The 15,246-nt window shown below is 50.0% G+C and carries 12 protein-coding genes; 10 read left to right on the plus strand and 2 right to left on the minus strand.

Translation table 11 applies throughout. The features are described 5' to 3' along the window. The first annotated feature begins 45 nt into the window (after positions 1–45). Positions 46–714: a ribonuclease H gene (gene rnhA, locus ACEN86_RS01775; RefSeq protein ID WP_495632673.1), complete on the plus strand. Its 669-nt coding sequence runs from the start codon at positions 46–48 to the stop codon at positions 712–714. A gap of 78 nt (positions 715–792) precedes the next feature. Here the strand turns inward: rnhA and ACEN86_RS01780 are convergent, their stop codons facing one another. Beyond that, positions 793–1,575 (minus strand): hypothetical protein, encoded by a 783-nt coding sequence (locus tag ACEN86_RS01780; protein WP_495632674.1) that lies wholly within the window; start codon positions 1,573–1,575, stop codon positions 793–795. A gap of 260 nt (positions 1,576–1,835) precedes the next feature. Here ACEN86_RS01780 and ACEN86_RS01785 point away from each other — a divergent pair, with 260 nt between their 5' ends. The 8 genes from ACEN86_RS01785 to ACEN86_RS01820 all read left to right on the plus strand — a co-directional run bounded on the left by ACEN86_RS01785 (position 1,836) and on the right by ACEN86_RS01820 (position 13,343). Beyond that, positions 1,836–5,231 (plus strand): stalk domain-containing protein, encoded by a 3,396-nt coding sequence (locus ACEN86_RS01785; protein WP_495632675.1) that lies wholly within the window; start codon positions 1,836–1,838, stop codon positions 5,229–5,231. A 232-nt stretch (positions 5,232–5,463) separates the two neighbouring features. Then, positions 5,464–5,973, plus strand: coding sequence for a hypothetical protein (locus ACEN86_RS01790; protein ID WP_495632676.1), 510 nt, complete (start codon positions 5,464–5,466; stop codon positions 5,971–5,973). Between the two features lie 236 nt (positions 5,974–6,209). Further along, positions 6,210–6,881, plus strand: a complete 672-nt coding sequence (locus tag ACEN86_RS01795; RefSeq protein ID WP_495632677.1) for a stalk domain-containing protein — start codon at positions 6,210–6,212, stop codon at positions 6,879–6,881. A 251-nt stretch (positions 6,882–7,132) separates the two neighbouring features. Next, entirely contained in the window at positions 7,133–8,476 is a 1,344-nt protein-coding gene (locus ACEN86_RS01800; RefSeq protein ID WP_495632678.1) for a sugar ABC transporter substrate-binding protein, read from the plus strand. 66 nt (positions 8,477–8,542) lie between these two features. Beyond that, positions 8,543–9,433 (plus strand): carbohydrate ABC transporter permease, encoded by an 891-nt coding sequence (locus ACEN86_RS01805; RefSeq protein ID WP_495632679.1) that lies wholly within the window; start codon positions 8,543–8,545, stop codon positions 9,431–9,433. A gap of 17 nt (positions 9,434–9,450) precedes the next feature. Beyond that, entirely contained in the window at positions 9,451–10,275 is an 825-nt protein-coding gene (locus tag ACEN86_RS01810; protein ID WP_495632680.1) for a carbohydrate ABC transporter permease, read from the plus strand. A 109-nt stretch (positions 10,276–10,384) separates the two neighbouring features. Next, positions 10,385–12,193: a cache domain-containing sensor histidine kinase gene (locus ACEN86_RS01815; RefSeq protein WP_495632681.1), complete on the plus strand. Its 1,809-nt coding sequence runs from the start codon at positions 10,385–10,387 to the stop codon at positions 12,191–12,193. Beyond that, positions 12,171–13,343: a response regulator gene (locus ACEN86_RS01820; RefSeq protein WP_495634189.1), complete on the plus strand. Its 1,173-nt coding sequence runs from the start codon at positions 12,171–12,173 to the stop codon at positions 13,341–13,343. The genes ACEN86_RS01815 and ACEN86_RS01820 overlap by 23 nt, the downstream gene beginning before the upstream one ends. A gap of 68 nt (positions 13,344–13,411) precedes the next feature. On the opposite strand, the gene ACEN86_RS01825 is transcribed toward ACEN86_RS01820, so the two are convergent. Further along, positions 13,412–14,182, minus strand: a complete 771-nt coding sequence (locus ACEN86_RS01825; RefSeq protein ID WP_495632682.1) for a hypothetical protein — start codon at positions 14,180–14,182, stop codon at positions 13,412–13,414. Between the two features lie 384 nt (positions 14,183–14,566). Between ACEN86_RS01825 and ACEN86_RS01830 the strand changes: the two genes are divergently transcribed. Continuing rightward, positions 14,567–15,166, plus strand: coding sequence for a GNAT family N-acetyltransferase (locus ACEN86_RS01830; protein ID WP_495632683.1), 600 nt, complete (start codon positions 14,567–14,569; stop codon positions 15,164–15,166). The last annotated feature ends 80 nt before the right edge of the window (positions 15,167–15,246 follow it).

A 15,246-nucleotide genomic window follows, 5' to 3' on the forward strand; every position in this document is an offset into this window, starting at 1 on the left:
GGACCAAAGGACAGATTGGACAATTAAGGAGAGAGAATAGAAGCTATGGCGAGTCAGAAATATTATGTGGTATGGGAAGGCACGACCCCTGGGGTATACGCAACTTGGGCGGAGTGCAAGGCTCAGGTTGATGCCTACAAGGATGCCAAATATAAATCCTATCCTTCCAAGGCAGAAGCCGAGAAGGCTTACCGGGAAGGCTGGAAGAAGCACTGGGGCAAGTCTGCATCATCTGCAGGGGGAAGCAGCCACAGCCGGAGTACACAGAAAGCTGCAGGATCGGCAGGCGGGGCGGCATCCCGGGACCAGATCGACTATGACAGCATATCGGTGGACGTGGGAACCAAGGGCAATCCCGGTCCGATCGAGTACCGCGGGGTGAGCACGCGGACGGGCGAAGTGATCTTTGAACGGGGTCCTATTCCCAATGGGACGAACAATCTGGGCGAATTCCTCGCTATTGTCCATTCTCTGGCCTACTTGAAGCAGAAGGGCAGCAAGATGACGGTGTACAGCGACTCGAGAACCGCGCTCAAATGGGTCCGCGAGAAGCAGGTCGCAACAACACTTGCGCGGAGCGAATCCACCCGCGAGGTCTGGGATCTGGTGGATCGCGCGGTGACCTGGCTGAAGACGAACAGCTATGATAACAAGCTACTCAAGTGGGAGACCCAGGAGTGGGGCGAGATTAAGGCCGATTACGGGCGCAAATAGGCCGTTCCTATATGAAAAAGCTCAGGTTCCTTGTGGAATCTGAGCTTTTTGTAGATTTGGATTACCTGTTATCCTATTCTATTTGAATTTGTTCATATAAGCGGAGAGCCCTGTGCTGAACTGGGAGATTAACTTGCGCCCTGCGGTCAGCTTGTCGTTGGCCTGCTTGATCAGCTTGGAGTCGACTCTCGTAGAATAGAGAGCCTTCTTCACCAGATTCATCCCTTCAAGTTGAAGGGAAGCGCCCTTGATATACAGTCCATTCAGTCTTGCCAGCTCCGTGTTCGAGGTCTTGATGGCTTTAAGCCCGGCGACGAACTTGGTGTAGTTAGGAATAACTGTATTGGCATAAGCCAGGTACGATTCCTTGCGGTTTTTGCTGGTGAAGAAGCTGTACTTATTGGACGTATTAATAGCTTTATCCTCATAAGGCACAAGCTTTTTCAGGGCATCCGCATAATCGTTGATCTGCTGGATCGCCGGGTTGACTGGCGGTTTTGTGACATGAAATGGAATGCTGATAGGCTCATAGCCATATACCGTGATGATTACATTAGCATCGCCCGGGCCTTCTGCATAGACATCAATGCTGCCGAATCTATCATCGGTAGTGACCACTGAAGGGTTATCCGAAGTGGAGTCGACATCTATGGATAGAATACCATTGGCGCATTTGTAATAGATGGTTGTACCCACTTTATAAGGGTCACTTGAGACTACCAGATCATGGGTGTCTACCTGAAACGTACATACATCGTCAGTCAGTGGCTTAAGCTCTGCGGCAGCACTTACCGACGGGAAAGCCAGTACTGCAATCAGAATTGTGGCGAACAGCCACCGGGTGAATCGAAAGTTCTTCATTTCTAAATATCCTCCATAGTTATGTAATATTTCTCTCTACATGGATTGAACTAACGTCCATTTCTTTAGTTCATTCTATGTACATTGTTATTATCGGGAAATTAGTCAAGGTTTTACAGGAAATAATTAACTATTATCTACATAATCATTCTATAATCGAAGTATAGTCAAAAAAATTGCCTCTTGAGGAAACTTTTGACATAGGTCTCGCGTCCAATATTAGCGAACAAGCAACTATAGGTTTGATAGAGGAGGATATTATGAAAAGAGTCGTTACCCTGCTTACGGTTATCGCTTTAATGACTTCATTATCGTGGCAATCGCAGGCTCACGCGGCGGCTGCTTCGCCCATCCGCATTTATATGAACGGGATCAAATTAGCCGCAGACCAGGCACCTATTGAGAAGGAGGGACGCGTTCTGCTGCCGCTGAGGGCTATCTTTGAAGCGCTGGATGCGACAGTGGACTGGAACGCCAAGACGGGCGTGATTACAGCCAAGAAGGGGAGCACTACGGTGACTCTCAAGACGGGCTCGAAGTCGGCAACCCTTAATAATCAGAAGGTTACCCTGGATGTTCCTGCCCAAGAAGTCAATGGGCGCACACTGGTTCCGGTGAGGTTCGTCAGCACGGCACTGGGAGCCGATGTGGAATGGAGAGCTTCTACCCGCAGCGTACATGTTAGCCATTCGGATACTTCGGAGCCGTCCGAGCTGAGTCCGGTAGCTTACGTTACTCCGAGGATTATAAGTCAATATGGGGATGGACGGGATCTGAACGTCAGCTTCTCCAAATCCGCCAATGAAGCCATGGTGAGTCAATACCGAGTGCTCGTTGTCAAAACTAGCAGAACGGGTGCATTTGGCGAGACTACCGCGCGGCAGGTATCCTCAGCGAACTATACTGCAGTAGGGCTTCAAGGGTCAGAGCGCTCTGTGAATCTCTCTTCGAACACACGGGATACGGATGGAGAGCTGCTCCGCTCCGGCCTGTCTTATACCGTATATGTTCTAACGATGGGCAGCAAAGGCCAAAGTGTACTCTCCAATGCATCTCCGGCTGTGACCTTGGGGTCGGGTATGGCAGCCTCCTCCGTTAAAGGAACGGACATTGCTGATTACGGGGACGGCCGGGACTTGTCCGTCAGCTTCACCAAAGCACAGAATGAGTCTAATATTGCGAATTACCGGGTCTTTGTCGTGAAGACCAAGGACGTGAACAGCTTCAGTCCGTCTGCGGCAGGCAGTGCGGCGGTATCGAACTATACTACAGTGAACAAGACGGGGGCTTCCACCCTTAGCGTTACACTAGGCTCCTCGGCAAGGGATACATCCGGGGAATATCTCAAGAATGGCGTCTCTTATACGATCTATGTATTATCGGTAAGCAGCAACCTGAGCATGGCTTCGAATTCATTATCAGCGGGTTCGCAAGCGGTTACCCTTAGCAGCGGCACAGTCACGGCCCCGTATATCACGGCCGTAAGTGATGTTAGTGACTATGGCGATGGGCGCGACGTGCGGATCAGCTTTAACAAGGTCTCCGATGAATCCTTAATCAGTGGATACCGGGTCTTTGCGGTTAGAGAACAGAACGCTTCCAGCTTCACGCTGTCCTCTGCGAATGCGCTGCCCAGCAGCTATTACACTACAATTAGCAAGAGCGGCTACAATATCAGCCAGATGCTTAATTCCAATTCCAGGGATGTAAATGGTGCCCTTATCGCCAATGGAACAGCCTACCGTTTCTTCGTTATGGCTGTAGGCACTGGCAGTTACTCGGGTACGAATACCCTGTCCTCGATGTCCTCATCTCTGACCTTATGGAATAACAACAATGTGAATGCGGTGACGAACCTGAGCGTCAGCGATATGGGGGATTATAACGATGGCCGCGACTTACGGGTATCCTTTACCCGGGCAGCCAACGAGACCAATATCAGTCATTACCGGGTTTTTGTCGTCAGAAGCAGCAGTACAGGTAGCTTCGGTCTTTCTACGGCGAACAACTTGTCCAGCAGCTATTACACCTATGTGGGCAAGACCGGATATAACATCGACCAGCTTCTTCCAAGCAGTGCCAGAGATACGGATGGATATCCGATTCGCAGCGGCATCAGCTACAGGGTCATTGTCCTCTCTGTGGGAAGCGGCAGTTATGCGGGCAATAATGCATTATCCAGTTACTCCTCTGCCCTTACCCTGTATGACAATATGAATGTAAGTGCCGTAACCGGTGTGAATGCAGCAGATGTGAACAACAACAATAACGGCACAGATCTGCGAGTAAGCTTCAATAGAGTCAGCGATGAGTCTACCATTTCGCAGTACCGTATCTTTGTCGTGAATAATGCCTCTGCAGGCAGCTTTAATCTATCTAGTGCTCAGTCCAGCAGCTACTACACCCTGGTGAACAAGACGGGGGCTAACGTGAGTCAGGTGCTTGCTTCGGGGGCCCGGGATACGAACGGGAACTTGATTCAAAATGGTGTGGCTTACCGCATCTATGTTCTCTCGGTAGGCTCAGGCTACTATGCCGGCAGCAACGCCCTGTCTTCGGCTTCAGCTGTAATTACACTTGCCAATACCAGCGTTGCTGCGGTAACGGATGTGGCTGCAGCGGATATCAAGGATTATGGGGATGCCCGTGATCTAAGAGTCACGTTCAGTAAGGCTCCGGACGAGACGGGGTTAACGGAGTACCGCATCTTTGTAGTCAAGAGCCAGTATGCCGGGAATTTTACCAAGGCGGAAGCCGTCTCGAATACGAACTACACTTCTGTAAGCAAGACGGGAGCGGCAATTACCAAGGATCTTGCCTCCGGCGCGAAGGATACGGACGGGAATACGATTCGCAGCGGGATCAGCTACAAAGTGTTCGTCCTTTCCGTGGGAACCGGATCCAGTGCACTCTCTGCCAGTTCCCAGGCGGTTACCCTTATGGACACCTCCAAAGTTGAACCTGCAACCAATGTCACGGCGGCCGTGAACAAGGACGGAGCAGGTAAGGCTACTGGAATCGGAGTTACTTTTGAGCTCTCGGCAACCCCGGCGAATGTTAAGGAATACAGGGTCTTTGTAGTTCCTTCAGGCTCAGGGACGTTCGATTTGACGAAGGCGAATGATAATCCGAACTTTACGAAGAACAGCAGCGGGCAATTAACGATTCCCGTCTCTACTACGGATACTTCAGACCAGCCGATATCTAGCGGAAAATATAAAGTGTACATTCTCGCGGTTTCCTCGCTGCAGGGTATTCCTAATGCCCTGTCGGCTTCGTCAGCCGAGATCACGATTGATGACCCGCCAGCGCAAGTGCAAGCTGCGGTGTCAGTTAAGGCCGTAACCAGTGTTACCGCGGCTTTGGACCAGACCGTACCCAAGCAGATTAATGTGGCTTACACGTTGCCTAACGACAGCAATATTGCATCGTATACGGTAGCTCTTGTACCCGCAGGGGAGACTACTGTGACAGCAGCCAACGTATTATCCCTTGCCGTAGTAAGCCGCAGCGGGAACACAGGAGCCGCTGCGCTATTGGACGCTGCGGTAGTCCCGGCAGGAACATACAAAGTGTACGTTCTGTCTATAGCGGATGGCACGAACGCTACGATAAACGCCCTTTCAGCTCCTTCCTCCAGCGTGTCCATCACGTAATCAGACTAGAGGCTGCCTTGGCAATTGCGCCGGGCAGTCTCTTCATTATGGTATTCTCTGGGTTCTGGGTGATCGCTGGATTGGAGTCTGGATGGAGGAGCAGCTTCAGCTGCTTCCTTCATTCAGTCCTAGACCAAAGTCTAGGAACAATCTTCCCTCCAGATGGAGGTTGAAATTTCCAGTTCGTGTTATCCTGATAACAGATCATAACGGTTAAGGAGTGTTACATAAGATGAATTCAAAGTCGATTTTCGGACCTGTCTTTATTCTGCTGGGAACATACCTGTTTCTAAATAAGACGGGTTCAATGGGACCGGGAACTATTTTTGAATACTTCTGGCCCACCTTGTTCATTATTCCGCTTGGCCTGCTGATGCACTGGCTGTACTTCTCCATGACGGGCCGCAGAGGCGTTGGCTTGCTTGTCCCGGGCGGAGTCCTGTTCACGGTGGGACTGGTGTGCCAGCTGGCTACGTTGTTCGACAGCTGGGGTACGATGTGGCCGGGCTTCATTTTGGCCCCTGCGGTAGGTCTGTTCGAGCTCTACTGGTTCGGCAGCCGCAATAAATGGCTGCTCATTCCGATTAATATTCTCACTGTGATTTCGCTTCTGTTCTTCGCCGTATTCTCCATCGGTTCTATGCTGAGCCACATGGTGCTGGGTCAGCCGCTGATGGCCTTTGTGCTTATCTTGGCAGGAGCCGTACTGATGATGTCACCGAAGAGGAAGAAGGATTTTTAGATTAAGGCCGAAGCGCCCGGGACTCTCAACGAGACCCGGGCGCTATTTTTGTGAGAAGGACAGGGGCTGGATGTTGAAATTCCGTCATGAAGGGGTTCTGCCCGATCTCAGGTAGGGCGCTAGGATCAGGTGCGGGGGAAGCTTGCTGCTATCGGACTATACTCATGAGGTAGTGAATCAGGTATGCTAAATACAAATTGCCAAAATTGGCATATTTCCTCAAAAGGAGTGTTCCCATGAAGAAGAAATGGATTGCAGCCGGTGCGACCGCAGCATTATTAATGAGCACCTCAGCTGGTGTATATGCAGGCGCAAATCTGCAGCAGATCAAGGCTTTTCTTGATCCCTCGATCAAATTCAAGGTGAACGGGAAGCCGTTCCAACCGCAGAATGACAAGGGGGCTGCACTGGCACCCATCACGTACAATGGAAGTACATACTTGCCGGTACGTGCCATTTCTAATGCTCTTGGCGTAGCTATTGATTATGAAGGCAAGACGAATACGATCTTCCTGGGCGAGAAGCTGGACGGTGTTCCAATTGCCGATAGTGCTGGCGGGGATTTCCGGACGAAGGATCCTCAGTTAACAACGTATAACGGCAAGGATTATAAATATGTCTACTTCGATAATGAACCAAGCCGGCGTTCCAGCGGATTTATGTTGTATCCAAAAGGAAAGTACCAGAAGCTGTATCTGCAGACCGCGGCAGTAGGCAAGGATATTGAGGAGTTCTTTGTTAGTGACAGCGATACAGATGCGAAGCTGAAGATCGATAAGGTCAATGTCGCCGACGGACTCAAGACGTACGAGATCGATATCAGTGGGGTTCAAAGCCTATTCGTGCACGCAGACCTTCAGGAGGGCGGGAACTGGTTCGTACCGCTCACAACCTCCTACTTTAAATAAGCAATACACTCACAAGCTGAAGCCGGAATTTCGGGCTTCAGCTTGTTTTGGCTTGAACGGGACAATTCTATATAATTTGAATTTAAGAGTTACTCCCAGGCAAGAGTGAATAGAGTGCAAACGATCTACCCAGCTTTTTTAAATACAAATCTAAAAAAAACACACCTTTCTCCTGAAATCCCCAACTTGTTGGAAGCGCTGTTATCGCTAATAATTAACCATATACTTTTCAAATAAAAGGGGGCTACACAATGGTATACCAACCGTTAAAAAAGACGCTTTCCATTCTTATGGCAGGCGCGCTGACACTCAGCTTAGCTGCGTGCGGGAGCGGGGCCAAGTCCGACTCCGGTTCGGACAGCAATGCATCCTCAGGCGGAGACAAAGCAAGCGACAAAAAAATTACCATTACGTTCCAGAACATTTACCCAGACCCGACAACCCCAACTTATAAAACCCTTCATACGCTTGTTGAAGAGTACGAGAAGGCTAACCCGAACATTCATATCGAACTCGATACCTTGAACACAGACCAGCAGAAGATGAAGCTGAAGACACAGGCTGCTTCCAAGGAAGTGCCAGACATCACGATTGTTAACCCATCCGCACAAATGAAGCCGTTCGTGGATGCCAAATTGCTGGCTCCGCTGAATGATGTGATCGACAAGAACGGATTGAAGGAGACCTACCAGACTGGACTTCTGGACAACTACAGCTTCGACGGCAATGTGTATGCACTACCCGATGGCAACAATATCGAAGTCGTGTATTACAACAAGGACCTGTTCAAGCAAGCAGGGATCGAGAAGGTTCCTACTACGTTTGATGAGTTCCTGGCTGATGTGAAGGCGCTTAAGGCCAAAGGCATCACACCGCTTGCGATCGGGGAGAAAGATTCCTGGACGGGTTCCTTCTTGTTCATGAATATGCTGCTCCGCACGAACGGCGGTCCTGGCTTCTTGAAGGACGTAGTAGCGGGCAAGAAGAAATTTGATGATCCTGCTTTCATTGAAGCTGTTGACCGCTTCCAGGATCTCGTTCAAGCTGGCGCATTCCCTGACGGAGCAACCTCCATTGATGCCAATGCGGGCGGTAACATCTTTAAATCCGGTAAAGCTGCAATGTGGGTGATCGGAACCTGGGAGACAGGCGCCATTGACGCTTCTTCTGTAGCCGGTAAAGTAGGGGCGTTCCAGTTCCCGACGATTAACGGTAAAGGTGATCTGAACGATTTCATGCTCGCGCCAGGTAGTGGATTCGCCATTTCTGCTAATAGTGAGCATTTGCAGGAAACCAAGGATTTCCTCAACTACTTCACACTTAATTTCCCTAAGAAACAATTTGAAAATAAGAACGCTGTAGGTCTTGGACAAAAGGTAGAAGGTGACCTGAAATCTGGAGGTTACTCTGATCTTGCGATTGAAGTGGCTGGTCTGTTCAACAACATCAAGGGCGGCGATCTGGCCTTTGATAACACGATGAATCCGGCAACCGCACAGGTTCACTTGAGCAGCATCCAGAACCTGTTCGTTCAGAAGACAGACTCCAAACAGGTAGCCGATGAGCACCAGGCTGCATTTGAAGCGAACAAATAACTCAAATGGTGCGAAGTGGCCAAGTGCTTCTTCGCACCAAGCTTGTATTCATAGGGGGCGGAAGTCGTGAATGTGTTGAAAGTGCCCGGACGTACTATTGCCGTCTTCGTACTGCCTTGTCTGCTGCTGTATGTATGTCTGGTGTTTGTCCCGATCCTTGTATCGTTCTATACCGGACTCTTAAGCTGGGACGGCATTACGGACGCCAAGTTCATAGGATTAGCCAATTTCAAGAATATGTTCTATCACGACCCGGTCTTCTGGCCGTCGGTCCGCAGGACTTTAATCTATGCTGTTGCATCCATGCTCGAAATCCCTTTGTGTCTCTTCATGGCCATCCTGCTGAATCGCTATGTAAGAAGAGCAAATTCCTTGGTATCTGTGTATTTTACTCCAGTTATCCTATCGGTCGTAATTATCGGTCAATTGTGGAAAACCATCTATAACCCTACCTCCATGGGCGGGATGCTCAACGGCGTTCTGATCTCCCTGGGACTTCCAAGCTGGGTGCATAACTGGCTGACTGAGCCTAACCTGGCTATGTTCTGTCTGTATTTTGTCTCCTTGTGGCAGTATTTCGGCTATCATCTGTTGATTCAATTTACCGGAATTCAGAATCTGCCGAGTGAAATTTATGAAGCGGCCAAAATCGACGGTGCCGACGGCTTCAAGGCAGATCGGTATATTACCCTGCCGCTGATCGTACCGATCTTCAAAATATCCGTGGTATTAGCTTTCATTGGCTCTTTGCAGGCTTTCGATCTGGTCATGGTTATGACAGGCGGCGGCCCGGCTCATGCCACAGACGTGATCTCCACGCACATGTATAACAGTTCATTCCTGTCCATGAAATATGGTTACGGCAGTGCCATTGCTACCTTCCTGGTGCTCGTCTGCCTGATCTTTACCGTTATCATTAACCTGATCTTCAGCCGTATAGAGAAAAAAGTCGGATAGAAAGGAAGTGCACGAGAATGAGTAAAGTGAAAAAAGGATTCGTGTATCTTCTGTTCGCGATTCCGGTGATTACCCAGCTGTACCCGCTGCTGTGGCTGTTCCTGTATTCATTGAAGACCAACGAAGAGATCCTGGGCGGCAGCTTCTTCGCTCTCCCGAAGACATGGCAGTGGCATAACTATGCCGAGGCCTACAAACAGGGCAGTTATTTGAAGTATTTATCCAACAGTGTTCTGGTCACTGTCGTAACGATGGTCTGCGTTATCCTGCTAAGCTCCATGGTAGCTTACGCAATCTCGCGGTTCCGGTGGCGTTACGGGAATGTCATCCTGCTTATTTTCATGATGGGACTGATGATCCCGATGCAGGCCACCCTGCTGCCGCTGATGATTATTTTCAAGAATATCCATATTCTTAATACGCATTTATCGCTCATTCTGCCCTATGTGGCCTTCTCGACCCCGATCGCGGTGTTCATTCTGAGTGGATTCATGAAAGGGCTCCCGCATGAGATAGAGGAGTCGGCCTTTGTCGATGGGGCCAGCGTGTACCGGATATTCCGCAGCATTATTATGCCGATTTCGGTCCCGCCGATGATGACCGTGTGCATTCTGACCTTTATCACCATATGGAACGAGTACATTCTTGCCGCTACCTTCATCTCGGCCGAGAAGCTCAAGACCCTTCCGTTCGGGGTATACACATTCGTCAGCCAATTCTCTGTGAACTACGGAGATATCGGAGCCTTCCTGATCATGGGGGCGCTGCCTGTAATTCTTATCTACTTCATTCTATCCGAGCGGATCACCAAAGGCATGGTTGCGGGGGCAGTCAAAGGCTAATTTTGGAATTGCCGGACCCGCCCTGCCCTACTATAATGGAGCTATATAAGTTTAATTTAAAGGAAATTTAAAAGGACAGCAGGACGCTGGATGGGAGGGGGATAATCCTTTGAGAAGAGGTTTTCATTCCATAAACCACCGGTTGTTCCTGCTGTTTCTGTTTTGTATGTCAGGGATTGTGCTGGTGGTGAGCCTGCTCTATTACAACCGCAACACGGAACAGTTCCATGATAAGATAAGCAACCTGGCTCAGAAGAACGTGTCGCAGACGGTCGGACTCTTCGATCTCCTGTATAAAGGCTATGACAGTCTGTCGAAGACACTGAACAATAACTTCGACATGGTTCGCAAGCTGAGTGAGAATTATACAGAGCCCGCCATGGCTTATAGTACCGAGCAGTCCATTACGAATATGATCGGCGCTATATTTTATTCCCGCGATGATATGGTAGGGATACACATCATTACAGACAAAGGCAAAATATATAACTACGGCAACTACATCAACGTGATTGATCCCCATTACCGGGAGCAGGATTGGTACAACCAAATTCAGGCGTCTTCGGGTAAAATGGTCTGGCTCGGCGTATTTCCTCACTCGCTGATTGATGAGAATCAAAGCAGGCCTGTCTTTGCCTTCGGCCGTCAGATCTTCGACCTGGATGAACATAAGCGGATTGGCGTAGTGCTGTATGAGACGAATCCCAAGCCGATTATTGAGGCTTTGAACAATTTGAAGCTGGGGCAGCATTCCAGCGTATATGTCGTCTCCAAAGGAGGCCGGCTGGTCTCTACATCCATCACGCCTCAGGCTGGTCCCAAAGTGCCGATTCCAGACCTCGGAAATGAGAAGAATATGGTGGTACAGCAGGACAATGATCAGCTGCTGATTGCTTCCCGGCTGCCTTTTAACGATTGGTCCGTCGTCAGTATTACGCCGGATAAGGACCTGAATGTCGAGCTGGTGCAGATGAAGCGGTATTTGCTGATCGTCGTCTCTATTCTAATCATCGTCTCGGCCCTGATTGCCTCGATCGTCTCGAAGACGTTCTCATCTCCGCTGAAGCGGCTGATCCGGGAGATGAAGCAGGTCGAAAAGGGGAATTTCCGGGGTGAGCTCAATGTAACCTCTTATCTTGAAATTAACATCCTGGTAGCCTCCTTTAACCGGATGGTGAGGCGGATTGAAGAGCTGATTGAACGGGTGAAGATCTCGTCTGTCAGTGAGAAGAATGCAGAGCTGCATGCACTGCAGTCCCAGGTGAACCCGCACTTTCTCTATAATACGCTCGATATGATCTACTGGATGCTGGATGAGAAGGGAGACGGGAATGAGCAGCTGGGTGAGATCATTCTGTCGCTGTCTCATATGTTCCGGTACAGCAGCCACTGGGAGGAAGGGGCGGACGTCACCCTCGGGGAGGAATTTGAGCAGATTAATCATTATCTGAACATTATCCTGTTCCGGCTGGATGGAAGGCTGAAGGTGGAGACCGAGACAGATCCGCGGTGGATGAACATTCGGATTCCGAAGATGACGCTTCAGCCGGTGATCGAGAATGCAGTAAAGCATGGGCTGGAGTCGCTGGGCGGCAGACAGGGTGTGCTTCGGATAACTGCGAGGGAAGACGGTCGGAATTTGAAAATTATGATTGCGGATAACGGCTGCGGCATGGAGCCGGCTGTCCTGGAGAGGCTCGTGGCCTCATTGGATGAGAGAAGACCATCTGGCAAAGGACCGGGTGGAATCGGGCTGCAGAATCTTCATCTGCGGCTGAAGATAATGTTCGGCGAGGAATCTGGTCTGGGTATTTACAGCATACCCGGGGAAGGAACTACGGTGACCCTTATCATTCCACTGCCACAGAACCAAGGAGGAGAAGAATATGAACACCCTGAATATCCTGATCGCGGATGACGAACGCGCCATCCGGGAGGGGATTAGACGGACGATCGAGCAGATCTGCCCCGATTATAACGTTCATTTAGCCGCCCAGGCCACAGAGGCTGTTCAAATCATGGGGAGTCACCGGATTGATATTGTGCTTACCGACATCTTAATGCCTGGAATGAATGGACTTGAACTCATGAAGATCTCGAAGCACCGCTACCCGCTTGTGAAATGGGTTGTAATCTCTGCACATTCCGAGTTCTCCTATGCCCAGGAGGCGGTAAGATTGGGAGCTCGCGATTATCTGCTGAAGCCCATAGGCAAGAAACGGCTGGTTGAACTGATGGAAAGTCTGGAGACTGAGATCCGGCAGGATAGTGAGAGACTGAGAGAAGAAGAGAAGCTTCGCAAGAATCTGAAGTTCCTTCACGAAGGCATTCTTCGCCGATTGGCATCAGGCCTGGATACGGGGAATCTGGATATGAAGTCCTTCAGACAGGACTATCCGGAATTCTTCCTGGTGATGGTACAGCTCGAAGGGACGGAGAGTCATCACGCCCTGGAGCATTTCATCGTCGAGAACGTGCTGTCTGAACTGATTGATACAAATGGAAAAGGGTTCGTTATCAGCTTTGATTCCAACTGCCTGCTGGGCCTTGTTGTCCTTAACGAAGACCTTGATGTCTTCAGTGGACTGGTCAAGGGATATTTAACCCATTATTTGAAGATTCCTTTCCATATTGCAGTCTCCGGACTCAATCAGGACTTCAACACCATCCCGCAAATCGTCCTGCAGATGAGACAGGCATCCGCCGTACAGTCTATTGAGCGCGTTAAGGGCAGCGGGGAGAAGTCGATTGACGATGCACTTGAATATATTAGGGAGCACTATAACGAAGAGCTCTCGCTCGAGCGTGTGGCTTCCGTTGTCTACCTGAATCCGGCTTACTTCAGCCAGCTGTTCAAGCTGAAGACGGGGCAGGGTTACAAGGACTACGTCATTTCCTTGCGTCTTGAGCAGGCGAAGAAGCTGCTGCTGAACCCGAAGCTGCGGCTGGCCGAGATTGCCGAGCGTATCGGATACCAGGACATGCGGCATTTCACGCAGGTATTCCGCCGGAGATTCGGGGTGACTCCAACCGAGTTCCGGCATAAGCAGAATGTGAATGTGATCTGAACAGATGGTATGGCGGGAACAAAGACTGCCGGATGAATCCGGCAGTCTTTGCTGTGCATGAATTTAAGTTATTTCGCTGGAATTTGAGCCCTCGCTTTGGCGATGATTCCGCTGATCTTCAGCTCTAAAGCGTGAATCCCCTTCTTCTGTTCAAGAGTCTGGCGGGTTAGCGAGACAAGGACAGACAGAGCATCAGCGGTTCGCTTGGCTTCCTTCTTCTTCAGCAGCTGCTTAAAGTCACTCCACTCAGCGGAGTATCGCTTCTTGGGAATATCGGCAGCGCTTTTGGCAGCTTTGATCTGCACTTTGACTGAATCTGTGCCTGCAAGGATAGCCCGAATGTCCTTGATCTTCTTGGCCTTCTCATCTTTGGCGGCTTTCAGCTGCTTCTCCTTCTGCTTGATATCCTCTCTGGCGAGCTGAATGGCAAGCCGCATCTCCACGGTTGCCGATTTGGTGCCGCTGACGGAGCTGTAGAGCACGAACATCGGCTTGTATTTGTCCTTGGTCATCTGAAGCTGCTTCTCCAGCTGAGCGACTTTGTCCGCATCAATCGCCGTGATCCGCTTGCGAACGGCGCTCGCCGCTTCTTCGTTCCCGTAATGTACGTTCTTGATGGTTGCATCGAGTGAGGCTGCCTGCGCAAGCAGTGAGGATAATTCATTGAAGGATGCAGTAATCTGACTCTTTAGCGGCGCATCTGCCAAGGCCGCGGCCTTCTCTACAGATAGCTTAAGCGAATCGGTAAGCTGGGCGGTTGATCCCATTACGGATGAGGGTACCGAAGCGGCAAGTACAGCAGCAAGGACAATGGCCGCCATTGATTTGTTCAGGTTCATAAGTGGGTCCTCCTATAGATTGATGTACTTAAGCGGCAGGGCATGATGGAGAGCCTCTGTTCTGTGGTGGGAACTGCTGCCTTCTGGTGCAGACTGCGGCTCTGGGATACAAGGCCGTTGTTGCACAGAGCCTGATCACGCCAAAAAGCACCCGTAAGAAAAGGCATCTCGCCTGATCTTACGGGTGCTTCCACGTAAGTACATATGTTTGCATTGAATATACAAGATGGCAAGGGAAGTGTCAAGTGCCGACCGGAAACTCATTGAGAATCGGCTTAGGAAGCAGATGCATGACCTTCATTGTCCCAGGCCGGAATGTTGGGATGATCTCACTGAGATACCATAGGCCAGCAAGATTGACGCCCTACCTCAGGAGTTGCTAATATGAATGAACTAATATTCCAGCAGGGGTGTGCTATGACAACGACAATCCATATTGACCATTCAGATGTAAATCAGTATATACGTGCATCCATATCGAACTTAAGTGATACCAACGAGGTACATGAATTAATTTTGCAGACAGCCAGATGGCTTCACAGCAAAGGATCAACACAGTGGGGTGGATTGCTAAATGGACACGATGACCATAATCTTTCTGGTGCGGTCAAGCGTAATGAAGTGATTTGCTTCCGTGATACCCAGACCGGGGAACTGGCCGCATCAGTGATTTTGCAGCAGCAGCCAAGTGAGTGGGACCGCAATTTGTGGGGACTGACACAGGACGATCCCGGATTATCTGTATATCTTCACCGCTTGGTGGTTAACCGCCGCTATGGGCGGACAGGCCTCGGGCAGGACATCCTGACTTGGGTTGAGTCCGGGATTACTTATCCCGGCAAGGACCGGATACGGCTTGATTGCATTGCAAGTAACGAAATATTGAACAGCTTCTATCAGAGGTGCGGATACACTTATAAAGGAGAGGTTAACGGCTTAAATATCTATGAGAAAGTGTTCTCAGGGGAGCTGCATAGAGTCTAACAGGTTTAAGTTAACCAGCCAGAAGACCATCCATTCCGCGATCCTGCTATGCAGCAGCTGGACAAATAGCGGATAACAAT

This window comes from Paenibacillus sp. Paensp111 (assembly GCF_059492195.1).